Here is an 18726-nt window from a genome sequence, read left to right as displayed (position 1 = left end):
ACGCGTGTTCGAGAATGGGGTTATGGTGGGGCGTGGGACATGCGGGGTCGGTCAGGGGGTGTGAGCAGCGGGAGGTGCGGATGCCAGGCTTCACGCATCTGCACACCGCGTCCGGGTTCTCCATGCGGTACGGGGCCGCGCACCCGGAGCGGCTGGCGCAGCGTGCCGCCGAGCGCGGCATGGACGCGATCGCGCTGACCGACCGGGACGGCCTCGCCGGGGCGGTGCGGTTCGCCCGGGCGTGTGAGCGCGCGGGGGTGCGGCCGCTGTTCGGGGTGGACCTCGCCGTACGGAGGGAGGCCCCGGAGCCGGGGCGCACCGCCCGGCGCCGTACGCCGGTGCGCGGCGGGGCGTTCATCGACGAGTCCGCGCCCCGGGTGGTCTTCCTCGCCCGGGACGGCGCGCCCGGCTGGGCCGCGCTGTGCGGGCTGGTCTCGGCCGCCCACGCGGGGCTCGCCCACCCCGGAACCGCCCGGACGAACGGCGCGGGACCGCCCCTGCTGCACTGGCGCGATCTGGTGGGCGACCCCGGCGCGCTCGCCCCGCTGACCGTGCTGCTCGGCCCGGACTCCGACGTCGGCCGGGCCCTGGCCGCCGGGCGCCCCGACCGGGCCGCCCGGCTGATCGCCCCCTGGCGCGAACTCTTCGGCGACGCGCTGCGGCTGGAGGCCGTATGGCACGGCCGCACCGGCACCGGCCCGGGCTCGCTGCGGCTCGCCGCCCGTACCGTCGGCTTCGCCGCCGAGCAGGGCGTCCCGGCCGTGCTGAGCAACGCCGTGCGCTACGCCGATCCGGGGGAGGGGCCGGTCGCCGACGTCCTGGACGCGGCCCGCCGGCTCGTCCCCATCGACCCGCGCACCCCCGGGGCGCTCGACAGCGGTGAGCGCTGGCTCAAGGGCCCCCGGGACATGGCGCGGGCGGCCGAGCGGATCGTGGAGGCGGCGGGGATGCGGCGGGACGCCGCGCACCGGCTGCTGGAGGAGACCCGGCGCACCGCCGCCGGGTGTCTGGTCGACCCCGAGGACCACATCGGCCTGGGCAGCGTCCACTTCCCCGAGCCCCGGCTGGTCGGGGCCGGGCGGCGGAGCGCCGAGCGGGTGCTGCGGTCGCGCTGCGCCGCGGCCATGGTGCTGCGGGGATACGACCGGGACCGGGCGCGCTGGGAGCGGCTGGAGGACGAGCTGCGCACCATCGAACGGCTCGGCTTCGCCTCGTACTTCCTCACCGTCGCGCAGGTCGTCGACGACACCCGGGAGCTGGGCATCCGGGTGGCCGCCCGGGGCTCCGGCGCCGGATCGTTCGTCAACCACCTGCTGGGCATCGCCCATGCCGACCCGGTGGCCAACGGCCTGCTGATGGAGCGCTTCCTGTCGGTGCGGCGGGCCGCGCTGCCCGATATCGACATCGATGTGGAGTCGGCGCGCCGGCTCGACGTCTATCGCGCGATCTTCGAGCGGTTCGGGTCCGAGCGGGTCGCGACCGTCTCGATGCCCGAGACCTACCGGGTGCGCCACGCCGTACGGGACGTGGGTGCGGCGCTCGGCATGGACCCGGCCGAGGTGGACCGGCTCGCCAAGTCCTTCCCGCACATCCGCGCCCGCGATGCCCGCGCGGCACTCGCGGAACTGCCCGAGCTGCGGGAGCTCCGCGAGGCGACCGCCGAGCAGATGCGTTTCGGCAGGTTCTGGGAGCTGGTCGAGGCGCTCGACGGGCTGCCCCGTGGCATCGCCATGCACCCCTGCGGGGTGCTGCTCTCGGACGCCGGGCTGCTGGCCCGTACGCCCATCGTGCCGACCAGCGGCGAGGGCTTCCCCATGTCGCAGTTCGACAAGGACGACGTGGAGGAGCTCGGACTGCTCAAGCTGGATGTCCTCGGAGTGCGGATGCAGTCCGCGATGGCGCACGCGGTCGCCGAGATCCGGCGGGCCACCGGGCGTGTCGTGGACATCGACGACCCCGAACAGGTCCGGCCCGGCGATCCGGCCACCTACGACCTGATCCGCTCCACCGAGACCCTCGGCTGCTTCCAGATCGAATCGCCCGGTCAGCGCGATCTCCTCGGCCGGCTGCAGCCCACCTCCTTCCATGACCTCGTGGTCGACATATCGCTCTTCCGGCCCGGCCCGGTCGCCGCCGACATGGTCCGGCCCTTCATCGACGCCCGGCACGGCCGCATGCCCCCGCGCTATCCGCACCCGGACCTGGAGGACGCGCTGCGCGAGACGTACGGGGTGGTGGTCTTCCACGAGCAGATCATCAAGATCGTGTCGATCATGACCGGATGTGAACGGGACCTCGCCGACGAGGCGCGGCGCGCCCTGTCCGACCCCGAGCGACAGGGGCGGGTGCGGGCCTGGTTCCACGCGGAGGCGGAGAAGCGGGGCTACGCGCCGGAGGTGCGGCTGCGCACCTGGGAGATCGTCGAGGCGTTCGGCTCGTACGGCTTCTGCAAGGCGCATGCCGTCGCCTTCGCGGTCCCGACGTACCAGTCCGCCTGGCTCAAGGCGCACCATCCGGCCGCCTTCTACGCCGGGCTGCTCACCCATGACCCCGGGATGTACCCGAAGCGGCTGCTGCTGGCGGACGCGCGGCGGCGCGGGGTGCCGATCCTGCCGCTGGATGTGAACCGGTCGGGGGCCGCCTATCGAATCGAACTGACGTCTGGTGATTCTCGCGACAGCCGTCATGAACGTGACAGTCGTCATGAACGTGATAACCGTCATAATCCTGACAGTGGTCATAAAGGGGACGTCGGTATCCGGCTGGCGCTGAGCGATGTCCATGGCATCAGCGAGGCCGAGACCGAGCGGATCGCGGCTGGACAGCCGTACTCCTCGCTCCAGGACCTGTGGCTGCGCGCCCACCCCGGGCGGCCGGTCGCCGAACGGCTGGCCCAGGTCGGCGCGTTGGACGCGTTCGGCGCGAGCCGCCGCGATCTGCTGCTGCGGATCGCCGAACTGCACCGGCAGCAGCGGGGCGCCGCCCGGCGCAACGCGGAGGGACAGCTTCCGCTGGCCGAAACCGGCCCCGCCGCTCCCGCCGGGCTCCCCGACCTCGACGCGGACGAACGCCTCGGCGCCGAACTCGGCATCCTCGGCATGGACGTCTCCCGCCATCTGATGGGCGACCACCGGGACTTCCTGGAGGAGCTGGGCGCGATCCCCGCGAAGCGGCTGCGCGACGCGCCGCACGGGGAGGTCGTGCTCGTCGCCGGCGCCAAGGCCGCCACCCAGACCCCGCCGATCCGCTCCGGGCGCCGGGTCATCTTCACCACGCTCGACGACGGTACGGGGCTGGTCGACTGCGCCTTCTTCGACGACAGCCACGCGGCGTGCGCGCACACCGTCTTCCACTCCTGGCTGCTGCTCGTCCGCGGCGTGGTCCAGCGGCGCGGCCCGCGCAGCCTCAGCGTCGTCGGCTCGGCCGTGTGGAACCTCGCCGAACTGGCCCAGCTCAGGAGGGAGGGCGGCCTCGGGGCGGTCGCCGCCGAACTGGCGGGGGCGGGCCCGGAGGCGGCCGAAGCGGACTCCGGTCGCCGCATCGAGATGCCCACCGGCTACGCCATGCACCCCTGGGCCGACCTCCGGCCCGCGGGTGACCAGGCCGCCACCGGCCGCAAGCTGTGGCACGCCAGCCCGGGGAGCGCGGGATGACCTCCGACCAGCACTCCTTCCCCGACCAGCGCCCCTTCCCGACCCGCCGGATGGGCATGGCCCTGCCGGGCGGCGGCCGGGCCGTGGGCCCGGAGCGGGCGGGCGACGTGCCGCGGGTGGCGGACGTGCCGCATGTGCTGTACGTGCGGTTCCACCCCGTGCCCGGGGAGGACGTCTACCAAGGGCTGCTCACCCTGCTCGGCGAGGTGACGCCGGTCGTCGAGGCGCTGCCGCCCGATGCCGCGCTCGCGGATGTGCGCGGCGCGCTGCGGTACTTCGGGCGGGACGCGGCGGGGCTGGCCGAGATCGTACGGGTCCGGGCGCTGGCCCGGTACGGCGTGGACTGCACCGTCGGCGTCGCCGCCAACCCCCTGCTCGCGCGCATGGCCGCCCACGAGGCCCAGGAGGACCAGGGGGCTCAGGGTGCTCAGGGGGTCCAGGGTGCTCAGGGGGCCCAGGAGTCCGGGGCCGTCCGTACCGTTCCCGGCGATCCGGACGCCGTCGCCGCGTTCCTGGCCCGCAAGCCGCCCATCGCCCTGCCCGGGGTGGGGCCCGCGACCGCGCGCACCCTGAGCGCGTACGGGCTGGACAGCGCCGCCCGGATCGCCGCCGCGCCGCTGTCCACCCTCCAGCGGATCCTCGGCGCGGCGACCGCGCGCCGCGTCCACGCCTGGGCGCGCGGTATCGACCCGGCGCCGGTCACCCCGAACGCCCCCGCCCGTGCGATGGGCGCCGAACACCGCTTCCGCCGCGATGAGTTGGACCCCGTACGCCGTCGTCGCGCGCTGCTCACCCTCGCCGACGGGCTCGGCGTCCGGCTGCGGACGAGCGGGCAGGTGGCGGCCGCGATCAGCCTCACCGTCCGCTACGCCGACCGCTCCACGACCACCCGCACCCGCACCCTGACCGAGCCGACCGCCCACACCCCGGCGCTGACCGCCGCCGCGTACGCGCTGCACGACGCGCTCGGGCTGCAGCGGGCCCGGGTGCGGTCCGTGGCGCTGCGCGTCGAGGGGCTGACGGACGCCGGACTCGCCTCCCATCAGCTGACGTTCGACCCCGCGGACGAGAAGTCACGCCGGCTGGAGGCCGCCGCCGACCGGGCCCGCGCCCGCTTCGGCGTCTCCGCGGTCCGGCCCGCCGGGTTCCTCGACGTCGCGTGAGTTTCTTCGACGTCGTGTGAGCTTCCTCGACGTCGCGTACGCCGCGGGTCCCACCAGTCCCACTGGTTTTCCCCACTTCACGTAACCCGGCGCATTCCTGGCCGTCATGTGAAAAGCGTGTAAACGTTCCTTCACTGACAGATGGCTGGATGGCTTTGCTACTCGCGCGTAATTTCGAGTGAGCGCACCACTCTTGTGATCCGGATCGCAGGCCGCAGCGCAAGCGCACCGTCAGCGCGACTCTCTCCCCCACCAGCGAGGAGTTCATGTGATGCTGCCCTGGAGGCGTATCCGGCGAATCCGGAAGACCAAGACCCGCAGCTTACTACCCGCCCTGGCCCTCGCGGTCGCGGCGACCGCGGCGACCCCCACCGCCGCGCTCGCCACGGACACCGCGTCGGAGGCGGTGAGCAGCGGCTGGAACGACTACTCCTGCAAGCCATCGGCCCAACACCCCCGCCCCGTCGTCCTGGTGCACGGCACCTTCGGCAACTCCGTCGACAACTGGCTGGGCTTCGCCCCCTACCTGGTCCAGCGCGGTTACTGCGTCTTCTCCCTCGACTACGGCCAACTGCCCCTCGTCCCGCTGTTCCACGGCCTGGGGCCGATCGACAAGTCCGCCGAGCAGCTGTCCGCCTATGTGGACCGGGTGCTCGCCGCCACCGGCGCCGCCAAGGTCGACATGGTCGGGCATTCGCAGGGCGGGATGATGCCCCGCTACTACCTCAAGTTCCTCGGTGGCGCGCCGAAGGTGAACGCCCTGGTCGGCATCGCCCCCACCAACCACGGCACCACCCTGTCCGGGCTGACGAAGCTGCTGGACTACTTCCCCGGGGCCGGCGACATCATCGCCAAGGGTGCCCCGGGGCTGATGGACCAGGTGGTCGGCTCGGACTTCCTGCGGCGCCTCAACGAGGGCGGCGACACCGTCCCCGGAGTGCGCTACACCGTCATCTCGACCAAGTACGACGAGGTCGCCACGCCCTACCGGGCACAGTTCCTCTCCGGTCCGAACGTCAAGAACGTGGTGATCCAGGACCTGTGCGCGACCGACATCTCCGAGCACGTGACCATCGGGCTGACCGACGGTCTGGCCTTCCACGAGGCCGTCAACGCCCTCGATCCGGAACACGCCACGCCGACGACGTGTGCGTCGGACGACTGACGCTTGACAGCGAGTGGATGAAGTGCACGTCATGGCGCGCCCTGTCTCGGTCCGTACGAGCAGGGCGCGTCGCCCGTCGGGCTGGTCGACGTCCGATTACTCGGCGACGAGCTCGACCTCGATGTTGCCCCGCGTCGCCTTGGAGTACGGGCACACCTGGTGCGCCTGCTCGACCAGCTTGCGGCCGGTCTCGTTCTCGAGCTCGCCCGGCAGCTCGACGCGCAGCGTCACCTTGAGCCCGAAGCCGTCGTCCGCCGCGTCCTTGCCGATGCCGACCTCGGCGGTGACGGAGATGTCCTTGGCGTCGACCTTGGCCTGGCGGCCGACGAGGCCGAGCGCGGAGGCGAAGCAGGCGGCGTAGCCCGCGGCGAACAGCTGCTCGGGGTTGGTGCCCTTGCCGTCGCCGCCGAGGGCGGGCGGCATGGCCAGCGGCAGATCGAGCTGTCCGTCGGAGCTCACGGCCCGGCCGTCGCGTCCGTTGGCCGTGGCCACCGCGGTGTAGAGCGCGTCCATGAAGACCATCCCTTTCGTTTTCCGGCAGTCGTTCCGGTAGTCGTTCCGGTAGTCGGAGGGAGGTGGGGGCTCGGGGTGCCCCGCCTCCGGGCAGAAGTAGAGCACACAATTAAGTTGTGCACAACTAAAGTGTACGCTGGGGGCATGTCGCACCAGCCCGACCGCACCACCGACAGCCCAGCCGACCGCACCACCACCCCCGAGCCGCGGCCCTCCGGCGAACTGCTCCGGCTCGACCGGCAGCTCTGCTTCACCCTGCACGCCGCCTCCCGCGCCTTCGACAGCCTCTACCGCCGGGTGCTGCGCGACACGGGGCTGACCTATCCGCAGTACCTGGCCATGCTGGTGCTCTGGGAGCACGGGGAGATGCCGGTCAAGCGGCTGGGGGAGCACCTGCGGCTGGACTCCGGCACCCTCTCGCCGCTGCTCAAGCGGCTGCAGTCGGCCGGACTCGTCCAGCGCGAGCGCAGCGCGCACGACGAGCGCTCGGTGACGGTCCGGCTCACGGCGGAGGGGGCGGCGCTGAAGGAGCGCGCCCAGGGTGTACCCCTGGCGGCGATCGAGGCCAGCGGCCTCGGCCTGGAGGAGGCGGTGGATCTGCAGGCGCGGGTCCGGCGGCTGACGGCGGCCCTGGACGCGGCGCTGGCCGAGGAGACGCCGTAGGTGGACCCGCTGGAGTGATGGCGGGCGGGGGTCGCAGGGGTTCGGCTTCCGTGCTTCGGCGGCGCTCGCAACCTGGACCTCCTCCGGTGAGGAGGTGAACTGCCCCACATTTGGATCGTTCGATCCGTAATCGGTTGACGTTCCCGCGGTGCCGGGGGTACGGATTACGGCATGAACGATCCACAATTCGTCGTGAGCGGCGCGGCCCACCCCCGCACAGCGCCCGCTGACGGGCCCGGCACCGGCCCTCCGGCCCTGAGCCGGGCGACGGTGCTGCTGCTGGCCGTGGTGTGTGGCGCGGCGGTGGCGAACATCTACTACGCCCAGCCATTGCTGCCCGTGATATCGCGGGCACTCGGGGTGTCCCAGGGAGCCGGCGGCCTGGTGGTCACCGTCTCGCAGATCGGCTACGCGCTCTCGCTGGCGCTGCTGGTGCCCCTGGGGGACGTCCTGGAACGGCGCCGCCTGGTGACCGTGCTGCTGGGCCTGAGCGCCCTCGCGCTCCTCGGTGCGGCGGCGTCCCCGTCGCTCGGGCTGCTGCTCGCCGCGATCGCGGTGGTCGGGGCGACCTCCGCGGTGGCGCAGATCGTGGTGCCCATGGCCGCGTCGCTGGCGCCGGACCACCAGCGCGGGTCGGCGGTGGGCACGGTGATGAGCGGGCTGCTGATCGGGATCATGATCGCGCGTACCGTCGCCGGGGCGCTCGCCCAGATCGGTGACTGGCAGCTGGTGTTCGTCTTCGCCGCGGTCCTGATGGCGGCCCTGGCGGTCACCCTGCGCCTGGTCCTGCGCCCCGTCCCGCGGTCGGAGAGCAGCACCTATCCCCAGCTGCTGCGCTCGGTGCCGGCGCTGGTGCGCGGCGAATCGCTGCTGCGCAGGCGCATGGCCCTGGCGGCGGTCGGCATGGGCTGCTTCACCGTCCTGTGGACCGCGTCCTCGTTCCTGCTGGCCGGCCCGCCGTACGGCTTCGGCCCCGCCGTCATCGGCCTGTTCGGCCTGGCCGGGGTCGTCGGAGCGGCCGCGGCGGCGAAGGCCGGCCGGCTCGCCGACCGCGGACACGGCCGTCGGGTGACCACGGGCGGACTGGTCCTGCTGGCGGTCAGCTGGCCCGTGCTCGCCGTCGCCGGCGTGGGCGGGCCGAGCGGCCTGATCGCGCTGACCGTCGGCATCATCGCGCTCAACCTCGCCCAGCAGGCCCTGTTGATCAGCCACCAGAGTGCGATCTACCGCCGGGTCCCGCACGCTCGAAGCCGCGTGACGACGGCCCTCATGGTGTCCGCGTTCGCCGGGGCCACCGTCGCCTCGGCGCTGACCGCGGCGCTGTACCCGCTCGTGGGGTGGCTCGGCGTGAGCGCGCTCGGCCTGGTCATCGCACTGGCCGGGGCCGGCATCTGGATCCTGGAGCTGGTCCACCCCAGCCCCGCCGAACCGCCCGCCGAATCGTCGGCCGAACCGCCCGCCGAACCGCCGACGGCCGTGCGGCACCCGGTGGGCGCGGGCCGTGAGGAGGTTGGTTGTGCCTGAGATCCGACGAGTGGCGATCCTCGACGACTACCAGGGAGTCGCGCGCCGGTACGCCGACTGGAGCACCCTGCCGGACGGCGCGCGACCCACGGTCTTCACCGAGCCCCTGGGCGGTTCCGAGGACGTGATCGCCGCGCTGGAGCCGTTCGACGTCGTCGTGGCCATGCGCGAGCGCACCGCGTTCCCGGCCGCGGTCATCGACAGGCTGCCGCACCTGCGCCTGCTGGTGACGACGGGCCCGGCCAACGCGGCCATCGACGTGGCCGCGGCCCGGCGGCGCGGGATCGTGGTGTCGGGCACTCGCGGGGCGGGGCTGATCCCAACCGCCGAGCTCACCTGGGGCCTGATCCACGCCCTTGCCCGCTCCATTCCCGCCGAGGACCGCGGCGTACGCGAGGGCGCCTGGCAGCGGACCGTCGGGCGCGATCTGCACGGCGCCCGCCTCGGCGTCATCGGGCTCGGCGGTGTGGGCACCCATGTGGCCCGCGTGGGGCTCGCCTTCGGCATGGACGTCGTCGCCTGGAGCGCCCACCTCGACGCCGAGCACGCCCGTGCCGTCGGGGTCACCCCGGTCGACAAGCGGGAACTGCTGGCCACGTCCGACGTGGTGACGATCCACCTCAAGCTCTCCGCCCGCACCACCGGACTCCTGGGCCGGGACGACCTCGCGCTCATGCGACCGGACTCGCTGCTGGTCAACACCTCGCGCGCGCCCATCGTCGACGAGGAGGCGCTGCTCGCCGCCCTGCACGCCGGGACCATCGGCGGAGCCGGTCTGGACGTCCACTCCACCGAGCCCCTCCCGGCCGACTCGCCGTGGCGCACGGCCCCGCGCACGGTGCTCACCCCGCATCTGGGCTACGTCACCGCGGGCACCTACGACATCTTCTACTCCGACGCGCTCGAGGACATCCTCGCGTACGCCGCCGGTGAACCGATCCGCGTGGTCGCCCCGTGAGCCGACCACCCACCACCCCGTACGGCACACCCGCACCCGAAAGGCACGACACCGTGGCAACGCATGAGCGGCACACCAGGACGAAAAGCGTCGAGGACGGCGACGACTCGGGAATCCGGCTCCCTGCCATCTGGACCCGAACCCTGGGCGAACTCACCTTGAGCTACGTTCCCGACGCGGGCGTCGACATGATCCCGACCCGGGTCTACCCGGCCTCCGCCGAGGAGGACTGGCACGCGCACCACACGCACATGACCGAGGCGGGCCACCTGCCCATGGGGTGCGGGGCGCTGCTCGTCGAGCGGGGCGGCACCCGCCTGCTCATCGACGCCGGCCACGGCCGCATATCGGGCGAGGACCTGGAGCACTTCCAGCACGCCTTCGGCCATGTGCGGGACCTGCCCGAGTCACTGGCGACCCTCGGCGTGGACCCGGCCGAGCTGGAGACGGTGGCCTTCACCCACTTCCACGGCGACCACACCGGGTGGGCCCGGCCCGACGCGGTCGAGGATCCGCGGAGCCTCTTCACGAAGGCGCGCTGGATGGTCGGGAAGGGCGAGCTGGAGAGCGTTCCGCCCGGGACCGGCCCGATACTGGCGGGCCAGGAGGAACGCACCGTGGTCGTGACCGACGGGACCGAGATCGCCGACGGCATCCGCGCATGGTCCCTTCCCGGGCACACCCCCGGGCACACCGCCTGGATCCTCGACACCGGCGACGGCCGGGAGGTCGTGGCCTTCGGCGACGCCATGCACTCACCGGTCCAGGTCCAGCACCCGGACTGGGAAGTCGTTCTCGACACCGACCGGAACGAGGCCGAACGGTCGCGGCGCCGGCTCGTGGACCACCTGGCTCGGGACGGGGTCTACGGCTTCGGTGTCCACTTCGCCGACCAGCAGCTGGGAACCGTCGACGGCTCCGGCCGCTGGCGCCCCTGGAACGACGCGACGGATGCTTCCTGACGCCGGCTCCCAGCTGCTTCCTGACACCGGCCCCGCCCCCTGGCCCCCGCCCGCTAAACTGGACTGATCGTTCCTTTATGGAGGAGGTATGCCGTGTCCCCCGCAGGCCGCCCCCGCGCCTTCGTCATCGAGGGCGTCCTGGAAGCCGCGATGCGGCTGTTCTGGGAGCAGGGCTATGAAGCGACGTCGATGGCCCAGCTCCGGGAGGCCACCGGCCTGTCCTCGGCAAGTCTGTACGGTGCCTTCGGTTCGAAACAGGGTCTGTTCGAGCGGGCGGTGGAGCACTACATCGCGGGGCCGGGCAGCGTCACCGACGTCATCGGCGACGAAGCTCTGAGCCCGCGCGAGGCCGTCGCCCGGATGCTGCACGGATCCATCGACATGCAGACCGACACCTCCCACCCGCGCGGCTGCCTCGTAGCGCTGTCGGGTACCGTCCGGGCCCCCGGGGACGACGAAGCCGCGGTGCGCCGGACGATCGCGGCGCGCCGTGCGACGGACCGGGCGCGTATCAGAGAGTGCGTCGTCCGTGGCGTCGCGGCGGGGGAGCTCCCCGAAGAAACCGACGTGGACGGTTTCACAGCCATGATCCACGGCTTCCTGCTCGGCGTCTCCACGCAAGTGTGCGACGGCACGCCCGCCCGGGATCTGCATGCCGCGGCGGACGCCGTCCTCGCTGCCTGGCACGCACCGTCCGCGCGGACGGCCGGCAGGTAGGCGAGCCGGTCGTGTCGCCTGCGGCGGGCTGTTTTCCCCTCCCCGCCCCTTCCCACAACTGGGGCTTCGCCCCAGACCCCGGGGTTCAGGAGCTCGGCTGGGGCTCCGCTCCAGGTCTCGGGGTCTAGGGGCTTGGCTGGGGTTTCGCCTCGGTCTCGGGGTTCAGGGGCTTGGCTGGGGCTCTGCCTCAGGTCCGGGGTTCAGGGGCTCGGCTGGGGCTTCGCCTCAGGTCTTGGGGGCCAGGGGCTTGGCTGGGGTTTCGCCCCAGACCCCGGGGTTCAGGGGCTCGGCTGGGACTTCGCCCCAGGTCCCGGGGTTCAGGGGCTCGGCTGGGGCTCTGGCTCAGGCCCGCCGGGGGCCAGGGGGCTTGGCTGGGGCTGCGCTCCGGGCCCCGGGGCTCAGGGCTCGGCTGGGGCTTCGCCCCAGACCCGGGGGCCAGGGGCGAAGCCCATGCCATGCGGCGGGGCCGTGGGGCCTCAGCCGCGGCCCCGCCGTACGGTCTTGCGGCGGTTGGCGACGGCGAACAGCACGGCCGCGCCGGTGGCGAGGACCGCGGCGCCGCCGATGGCCATGGGGCCGGTGGACCCGTCGCCCCCGGTCTCGGCGAGGCGCTGCCCGTCGGCGGCGCTCCCGTTTTGCGAGCCCTGCGCGTCCTGCGAGCCCTCCGGCCCGGTGCTCGCGGCCATGACCTCGGCGCTCTTGGCCTCGGAGTGGTTCCCCGCCGTGCTCTTCTCGTCCGCCGCCTCGGCCGACTTCGGCTGGTGGTTGGCCTCGGCGCCGCTGTCACCGCCGTGGCCGTGGTGATCGACCGTGGACTTCTCGGCGCCCTTCGCTATCTGGGCGTCATTGGGCACGGCGGCGGTGGGTGCGGAACCCGCCTCCGTCTCCGCCCCCTTCGCGCCCCCGGCCCCGCTCGCGGCCCCGCCTCCGCCGAAGGTCACGTCCGAGCAGGTGTAGAACGCCTCCGGGCTGTCCGAGCGCTGCCAGACGCTGTAGATCAGATGGCGGCCCGACTTGCCCGGCACCTTCCCTGAGAAGACGTAACTCCCGTCCTTCAGCGTGGGGTCGGTGACCTTGGCGAACGGCTCCGCCTCCAGATCCGCCCAGGTCAGGGGCTTCGTCGGGTCGTAGCCGTCCTTGGTGATGTACAGCTCGAAGCTGCCCCGGTGGGGCGCGGTGGCCCGGTAGGTGAAGGTGTGCTCACCGGCCGTCATGGCGGTGGCGGGCCAGTCGGCGCGCGGCAGGTCCAGGCCCTTGTACTTGTCGCGGCCCGCGCTGCACAGCTTTCCGTCCGGGATGATCTGCTTGTGGCGCCCGGCGGCGTCCGGGATGTTGACCTCGTTCCAGTCGTAGAGCGCCTGGGTGCCGCCCGCCGCGACGGCCGCCTTGCAGGCCGCCGAGTCCGGGCTCTCCGGCCCCTCCGCGAAACACGCCGACACCCGGCTGACCGGGCTCGTCATCGAACCGTGTGCGGAGGCCGGGTCGGCGCTCAGCGCGGTGAGGGCGAGCGGCACCATGCCGAGCACGGCGATGCGGGCGGTTCTGCGGCGAGCGGTCGCACGAGCGGTCATCGTCGGGGACTCCTTCGGTGGGGGGTGATGCGGTGGGGGGTGACGCGCAGCACGCTAGCCCCGCCCACGGGCCTCATCGCCGGTCTTATGGCGCCGTTAAGGAGCAGCTCAGGCGCAGCTGAGACTGGGCGGGTCGCGGGGTGCCCGAGGTGATCCACCCGAGGTGATCGCCGATGATTGCGAGGGGTCGGTGGCGTGGAAGGGTGACACACATGACCGGTACGAACTCCCCCCGCGCCTCGGGCGCCTCTAGCGCCTCCCGCCCGTCGGCCCGTGAGCTGATCGAGGCCATCGTCGACCCCGGCAGCTGGCACGGCTGGGACGAACCGGTGGAGATCACGACGGACGACCCCGAGTACCGGGCCGACCTGGAGCGGGCACGGGAGCGCACCGGTCTTGACGAGTCGGTCATCACCGGTGAGGGCCGTATCGAGGGGCGCAGGGTGGCGCTGGTCGCGTGCGAGTTCCGCTTCCTGGCGGGTTCGATAGGGGTGGCCGCGGGGGAGCGGCTGGTACGGGCCGTGGAGCGGGCCACGGCGGAGCGGCTGCCGCTGCTGGCGGCACCGGCGTCGGGCGGCACCCGGATGCAGGAGGGTACGGTCGCGTTCCTGCAGATGGTGAAGGTGGCCGCGGCGATCACGGACCACAAGGCCGCGGGCCTGCCGTACCTCGTCCACCTCCGCCACCCCACCACCGGCGGCGTCCTCGCCTCCTGGGGCTCCCTGGGCCACGTCACCGCCGCCGAGCCGGGCGCCCTCATCGGCTTCATGGGCCCACGGGTGCACGAGGCCCTGTACGGGGAGGAGTTCCCGCCCGGCGTCCAGAACGCCGAGAACCTGATGAACCACGGCCTGATCGACGCGGTCCTCCCGCTGAGCCGCCTATCGGGCGTGGCCGCCCGGGTATTGCGGGTTCTCTGCGCGGGCGCTGCCGGGCCCTCGCCCGCCTCCGGCCGGTCGGGGGGTGGAGGCGGGGCCTCCACCGAGCCCGCGCCCGGCCCCGGCGCGTCGGGCGCAACACAGGCGGCGTCCGATGCGGCCGCGGCGCCTGCGTCGACGGGCGCCCGGGGCGGCGCCGGGTCCGCCGGGGCCGCCGGGGCTACCGGGGCTACCGGGTCCATCGGGCCTACCGGGGCCATCGGGGCGCCCGGGGGCAGGGCGGTCGTGCCGTCCGCGGAAGCCTCGATACGGGCCTCTCGGCGGGTGGAGCGGCCCGGGGTGCGGGACTTGTTGCGGGTGGCCGCCGAGGATGTGAGTCCGCTCAGCGGTACGGGGGCTGGGGAGCACGATCCCGGGTTGTTGCTCGCGCTCGCCCGGGTCGGCGGGACGCCCTGCGTCGTTCTCGGGCACAACCGGCGCAGTGCCCGTAAGGGCGAGACCGCCGAGGGGCCGGGGGAGGGGCAGGCGCTGGGGCCGGCCGGGTTGCGGACCGCGCGGCGCGGGATGCGGATCGCCGCCGAGCTCGGGCTGCCGCTGCTCACCGTCATCGACACCGCGGGCGCCGCGCTCAGCCGCGAGGCCGAGGAGGGCGGGCTCGCGGCGGAGATAGCGCGGTGCCTCGCCGACATGGTGACCCTGCCCGCGCCCACCCTCTGTCTGCTGCTCGGCCAGGGCGCCGGTGGCGCCGCGCTCGCGCTGCTGCCCGCCGACCGGGTCGTGGCGGCCCGCCACGCCTGGCTGTCGCCGCTGCCGCCCGAGGGCGCGTCCGCGATCCTCCACCGCACCACCGAGCGGGCCTACGAGGTCGCCGCCCGCCAGGGCGTACGCTCCGCCGACCTCCTCGCCCAGGGCATCGTCGACCGCATCGTGGAGGAGGACACTTCCGAGGATGCCTGCGGCGCTGGGGGCGCCTCCGACGCACGGGAAGCCTCCGGCGCTGGGGGCGCTTCCGGCGCTGGGGGCGTCTCCGGCGCTGGGGATGTCTCCGGCGCTGGGGGCGCTTCCGGTGCTGGGGATGTCTCCGGCGCTGGGGGCGCCTCCGACGCACGGGATGCCTCCCGCGTTGGGGACGCCTCCCGCGCTGGGGATGCCTCCCGTACCGGGGACGCCTCCCGTACCGGGGACGCCTCCCGCGCCGGGGACGCCTCCTGCGCCGGGGATGCCTCCCGTACCGGGGACGCCTCCCGTACCGGGGACGCCTCCCGTACCGGGGGCGCCTCCTGCGCTGGGGACACATCCGACGCCCGGGACGCCCCCGCCCCCCACATCGGAGACGCCTCCCACGCTCCCGACGTCTTCCTCAGGCGTCTCGGCCGGCTCCTCGGCGCCGAACTCGCCGCCCTCCGTGCCCAGGACCCGGACCAGCGGCTCGCCGCGCGGCGCGTTCGGCATCGCCGTATCGGGCTGCCCGGTTGACGCCGAGCGTTGACGATCGTGACGGCCAATCAGGGCCAAACGGGCGGACCGGAACGCCGAATTAGCGGTCTTAGGCATGCCTAACCTAATCTCGGGCCGTGAACGAGAATGATCTCGATGCGGCGTCACGGCCGTTCTCCTCCCCTGCCCTCCGTGGCTCCTCGGCGGCCCCGGCCGCCCCCGCCCCCCGGCCGCCCCGGCTCCACCTCCTCGCCCTCAACCCCACCGACTCCGTCACCGAGGGCTTCCTCCCCGCGGCGGCCCGGCTCGGCCTGGCGGTCACCCTCCTCACGGACCAGCCCGAGGCCCATGAGCGCGCCTATGGCCGACGGGGAGGCGACGGCGCGGCCCCGCACCCCTTCCCCGCCCTCGACATCGTCCCCTGTGACGTACGGGACTTCGCCGAGGTCATCAGCCGTATCGCCGCCGTCGACGGCCGCCACCCCCGCGCCGTCTTCACCAACAGCGACCACCTCCAGGCCCAGGCCGCCCTCGCCGCCCAGTACTTCGGGCTCCCGGGCAAGGACTGGCGCGCCGCGCTGCGCACCAAGAACAAGGCCGAGCTGCGCCGCGCCCTCGCCGCCGCGGGCCCGGACGTCGCCGACCCCGTCTGGGCCGCCGAGCTCGCCACCGGGCAGGACCCCGCCACCCTCGCCGGGCTCGACGACGCGCCCTACCCCTGCGTGGTCAAACCGCGCGAGGGTGTGGCCAGCGAGGATGTCGTCCTCGTCGCCGACGCGGACGAACTCGTCCGGCGCTGCGCCGAGATACGGGAGCGGCGGCCGGGCGCGGCCCTGGTCGTGGAGGAGTTCCTCGACGGCGAGCTGCGCACCCTCGAAACCCTCGGCGACGGCCGCACCCTCCACGTCCTCGGCGCCTTCCGCACCGAGCTCTCGCCGCCCCCGCACTTCATCGAGGAACGGCTGCACCTGCTGCCCGCCCCGCCGCCGCAGCCGCACACCGACCAGGTGCTGGCGCAGCTGCGCGCGCTGGGCGTCGGCTTCGGCGTGTGCCACACCGAGTACGTCGTCCAGGGGGACCGGGCCCGGCTCATCGAGGTCAACTACCGTGCCATAGGCGACCAGTGCGACCTCGTCCTCGCCGAACTCCTCGGCATCCCCCTCTTCGAGCACATCCTCCGCACGCACCTGGGCGAGCCGCTGCCGGACGACCTCGGCGCGCGCACCGACGGCAGGGTTCGCATGGAGTACGTCATGGCCGACCGCGCCGGGCGGCTCGCCTCCGCCCCTCCGGCCAGTGTGACCGAGCGCGACGGCGTACGGCTGGACTACCGGCCGCTGCGCGGGATCGGCGAGGAGCACCCGCTCCACCGCACCAACCGCGACTTCCTCGGCGTACTCCGGGCCACCGGCACCGACCAGGGGCGGATCGACACGGCGGTGGCGCGGTTCCTCGCGGCCCACCGATGGGAGATCGTGTGACAGAGGAAGCGGAGCTTCTCGGGCGGGTGCTCGACACGCTCCTCCGAGAGGACGCCTACAAGCTGCGCAGCCGCGCCGTCCCGGTGCGGCGCGCCGACGGCGACTGGCTGCGCATCGCGCACATGGGGCCTGAGGGGTTCGAGGGGTTCGAGGGGGGCGAAAGCGTGCTGCTGCCGGTGGAACCCGAAGGCTTCCAATGCGACATCCGCACCCGCCGCCCGGCCCGGCTGCTCTGCCTGCCCCCGCACGACGGGCAGGAACCGGCCGCCGCCGGGCGGACGGGTGTCGGGCGAGAGCCCGCCGTCGCTCCCTCCGCCAGTCCGACCTCCGCCAGTCCGACCGCCGCCAGTCCGACCGCCGCCGGGGCGCCGAGCGCCGGGGGCGGGCCCGGGGCATCGGGCGAGCCCGGTGGGTCGTCGGGTCGCCCGGCCGAGGGGCCCGCCGGGACCGTGCTCACCGGCCTCGACGCCGTCCTCGGGCGGCTCCGGGGAGCCGTGCCGGACGAGGACCGGGCGCTCTACGACGTCTTCGTGGACGAATGCCGCCAGGCGCTCGAGGCCATGCGGCTGCACAGCCGCGTTCGGCCCCGCGTCGTCGCCGAGTTGGGCGCGCGGTACGGGAAGTGGTGGGGCGGGATGGCCGGGGCCCTCGCGTATGACACGCTCGCCGCCTTCCGCGACCATCCGGTCTACCCGACCAGCCGGGGGCGGTCCGTCTTCAGCGAGGAGCAATTACGGGCGCACGCACCCGAGTTCCACCCCACCTTTCCGCTGCGCTGGCTCGTACTCCCGCGCGAGGCGGTGTCCGGGGATCCGGCGCGGCTGCCCGACTGGTGGCCTGCGCCCGGGGAGTTCGGGCCGGGGCCGAGCGACGGGCAGCTCGCCCTCCCCGTGCATCCGCTCACCCTCGGCCCCCCGCTGGAGAACGCCCTCCGCGCCGCCGGGCTCCACGACGTCGCCCGGCTCGCCGAGCGCCCCCTGCTGGACGTACGGCCCACCCTCTCCATGCGGACCGTGGCCGTCGCCGACGACCTCGCCGACGACCCCCTCGTCCACCTCAAGCTGCCCCTCACCACCTCCACCCTGGGGCGGCGCAACCGGCGGTCCGTCAAACCCGGCACCCTGATCGACGGCGAGGTGGCGCAGCGGCTCGTGGAGGCCGTGATCGAGCGCGAGCCGAGGTTCGGCGCCACCGTGCTGCTCGCCGACGAGACCACCCACCTCCACGCGGGACATGAACTGCTCGCCACGCTCGTGCGCCGCTACCCACCCGGCCTGGAGAACGCCACCATCGTGCCGCTGGCCGGGCTGCTCGCGCCCGCCCCGGACGGCACGCTCGTCATCGACGGGCTCGCCGAGCGCCACTACGGCGGGGACGTGCTCGCCCTGCTCGACGACTACCTCACGCTGCTCTTCGACTTCCACACCACCCTTTTCGCCTACGGCATCGCGCTGGAGTCCCATCAGCAGAACACCTCACTGGTCTTTGAGGACGGCAGCGCGAACGGCGGTGCGGTGCCCCGGCTCCGGCTGCTCATCAAGGACCACGACGGCCCCCGCGTCCACGCGATACGCCTCGCCGCCATGATCGGCGGAGGACCGGCCGCCGACCTGTGCGGATTCGACGACCGCAGGATCCTGACGTCCGGCGACGGGCCGGTGGCCGATGTGTTCACCACCATCACCGTCCACCTCTGCGCCGCCGCCCCCCTCTTCGAGCTCGCCCGCCTCGGCCGGGCCCCGCTCGACACCCTGCTGCGGCGGCTGCGCGACCGGCTCACCGACGCCGTCGACCGGCTCGCCGTCACCCGGCCCGGCGCGGCCGCCGCGCTGCTGCGCGGTCGGGTGCTGGACGCGGACCGGCTGCCGGTCAAGGCGATGGTCACCGCCGGCACCTTGTTCACCAAGGAGCGCTCGGGCGCCGTGGACATCAACAAGCACTACGTCTGCGGGCCCAACTATCTGCTGCGAGGAAGCGGCAGATGACCGCCGTGCTCAATCGGCCCGCCGTCCCGGAACCTTGCCCCCCACTTCCCTCCGTA

The 18726-nt window shown here is 73.7% G+C and carries 12 protein-coding genes and 1 pseudogene; 11 read left to right on the top strand and 2 right to left on the bottom strand.

Annotated features, from left to right (window positions below):
• Positions 1-80: 80 nt before the first annotated feature.
• The 3 genes from IEJ02_RS14285 to IEJ02_RS14275 all read left to right on the top strand — a co-directional run bounded on the left by IEJ02_RS14285 (position 81) and on the right by IEJ02_RS14275 (position 5981).
• Positions 81-3653: a DNA polymerase III subunit alpha gene (locus tag IEJ02_RS14285; protein WP_191065208.1), complete on the top strand. Its 3573-nt coding sequence runs from the start codon at positions 81-83 to the stop codon at positions 3651-3653.
• A complete protein-coding gene (locus IEJ02_RS14280; RefSeq protein ID WP_223863785.1) occupies positions 3650-4816 on the top strand; it encodes a DNA polymerase Y family protein in 1167 nt (388 codons plus the stop codon). The genes IEJ02_RS14285 and IEJ02_RS14280 overlap by 4 nt, the downstream gene beginning before the upstream one ends.
• A 271-nt stretch (positions 4817-5087) precedes the next feature.
• Complete coding sequence (locus IEJ02_RS14275; RefSeq protein WP_137977342.1) at positions 5088-5981, top strand: esterase/lipase family protein; 894 nt, start codon at positions 5088-5090, stop codon at positions 5979-5981.
• 96 nt (positions 5982-6077) lie between these two features.
• On the opposite strand, the gene IEJ02_RS14270 is transcribed toward IEJ02_RS14275, so the two are convergent.
• On the bottom strand, positions 6078-6494 hold the full coding sequence (locus IEJ02_RS14270) for an organic hydroperoxide resistance protein (protein ID WP_191065255.1): 417 nt from the start codon (positions 6492-6494) through the stop codon (positions 6078-6080).
• Between the two features lie 144 nt (positions 6495-6638).
• Here IEJ02_RS14270 and IEJ02_RS14265 point away from each other — a divergent pair, with 144 nt between their 5' ends.
• The 5 genes from IEJ02_RS14265 to IEJ02_RS14245 all read left to right on the top strand — a co-directional run bounded on the left by IEJ02_RS14265 (position 6639) and on the right by IEJ02_RS14245 (position 11318).
• A complete protein-coding gene (locus IEJ02_RS14265) occupies positions 6639-7157 on the top strand; it encodes a MarR family winged helix-turn-helix transcriptional regulator (protein WP_191065207.1) in 519 nt (172 codons plus the stop codon).
• Positions 7158-7328: 171 nt separating this feature from the next.
• Complete coding sequence (locus IEJ02_RS14260; protein ID WP_191065206.1) at positions 7329-8681, top strand: MFS transporter; 1353 nt, start codon at positions 7329-7331, stop codon at positions 8679-8681.
• The gene (locus IEJ02_RS14255) at positions 8674-9639 is read left to right on the top strand and encodes a D-2-hydroxyacid dehydrogenase family protein (protein WP_317985793.1); all 966 of its coding nucleotides are present in this window, start codon (positions 8674-8676) and stop codon (positions 9637-9639) included. The genes IEJ02_RS14260 and IEJ02_RS14255 overlap by 8 nt, the downstream gene beginning before the upstream one ends.
• A gap of 53 nt (positions 9640-9692) precedes the next feature.
• A complete protein-coding gene (locus IEJ02_RS14250; RefSeq protein WP_191065205.1) occupies positions 9693-10601 on the top strand; it encodes an MBL fold metallo-hydrolase in 909 nt (302 codons plus the stop codon).
• A 93-nt stretch (positions 10602-10694) separates the two neighbouring features.
• Positions 10695-11318 (top strand): TetR/AcrR family transcriptional regulator, encoded by a 624-nt coding sequence (locus tag IEJ02_RS14245; protein WP_191065204.1) that lies wholly within the window; start codon positions 10695-10697, stop codon positions 11316-11318.
• Between the two features lie 476 nt (positions 11319-11794).
• On the opposite strand, the gene IEJ02_RS14240 is transcribed toward IEJ02_RS14245, so the two are convergent.
• Positions 11795-12889, bottom strand: coding sequence for a lytic polysaccharide monooxygenase (locus IEJ02_RS14240; RefSeq protein ID WP_191065203.1), 1095 nt, complete (start codon positions 12887-12889; stop codon positions 11795-11797).
• A gap of 212 nt (positions 12890-13101) precedes the next feature.
• Here IEJ02_RS14240 and IEJ02_RS49865 point away from each other — a divergent pair.
• From IEJ02_RS49865 to IEJ02_RS14225, 3 genes and pseudogenes are all read left to right on the top strand, one after another.
• A pseudogene (locus IEJ02_RS49865) lies at positions 13102-14703 on the top strand (carboxyl transferase domain-containing protein); the annotation flags it as partial.
• A gap of 638 nt (positions 14704-15341) precedes the next feature.
• Entirely contained in the window at positions 15342-16685 is a 1344-nt protein-coding gene (locus IEJ02_RS14230; protein ID WP_191065201.1) for an ATP-grasp domain-containing protein, read from the top strand.
• Positions 16682-18670, top strand: a complete 1989-nt coding sequence (locus IEJ02_RS14225) for an IucA/IucC family protein (RefSeq protein ID WP_191065200.1) — start codon at positions 16682-16684, stop codon at positions 18668-18670. Before IEJ02_RS14230 ends, IEJ02_RS14225 begins: the two co-directional genes overlap by 4 nt.
• Positions 18671-18726: the final 56 nt, after the last annotated feature.

Source organism: Streptomyces sp. 5-10, from assembly GCF_014712245.1.
GTDB lineage: Bacteria > Actinomycetota > Actinomycetes > Streptomycetales > Streptomycetaceae > Streptomyces > Streptomyces violaceusniger.
The sequence above is the reverse complement of the archived record's forward strand: the minus strand, read 5'-3'. Positions and strand labels throughout refer to the sequence as shown.

Coding starts and splice junctions, on each gene's coding strand:
- IEJ02_RS14285 (WP_191065208.1), top strand. CDS start 81: ATGCCAGGCTTCACGCATCTGCACACCGCGTCCGGGTTCTCCATGCGG.
- IEJ02_RS14280 (WP_223863785.1), top strand. CDS start 3,650: ATGACCTCCGACCAGCACTCCTTCCCCGACCAGCGCCCCTTCCCGACC.
- IEJ02_RS14275 (WP_137977342.1), top strand. CDS start 5,088: ATGCTGCCCTGGAGGCGTATCCGGCGAATCCGGAAGACCAAGACCCGC.
- IEJ02_RS14270 (WP_191065255.1), bottom strand. CDS start 6,494: ATGGACGCGCTCTACACCGCGGTGGCCACGGCCAACGGACGCGACGGC.
- IEJ02_RS14265 (WP_191065207.1), top strand. CDS start 6,639: ATGTCGCACCAGCCCGACCGCACCACCGACAGCCCAGCCGACCGCACC.
- IEJ02_RS14260 (WP_191065206.1), top strand. CDS start 7,329: ATGAACGATCCACAATTCGTCGTGAGCGGCGCGGCCCACCCCCGCACA.
- IEJ02_RS14240 (WP_191065203.1), bottom strand. CDS start 12,889: ATGACCGCTCGTGCGACCGCTCGCCGCAGAACCGCCCGCATCGCCGTG.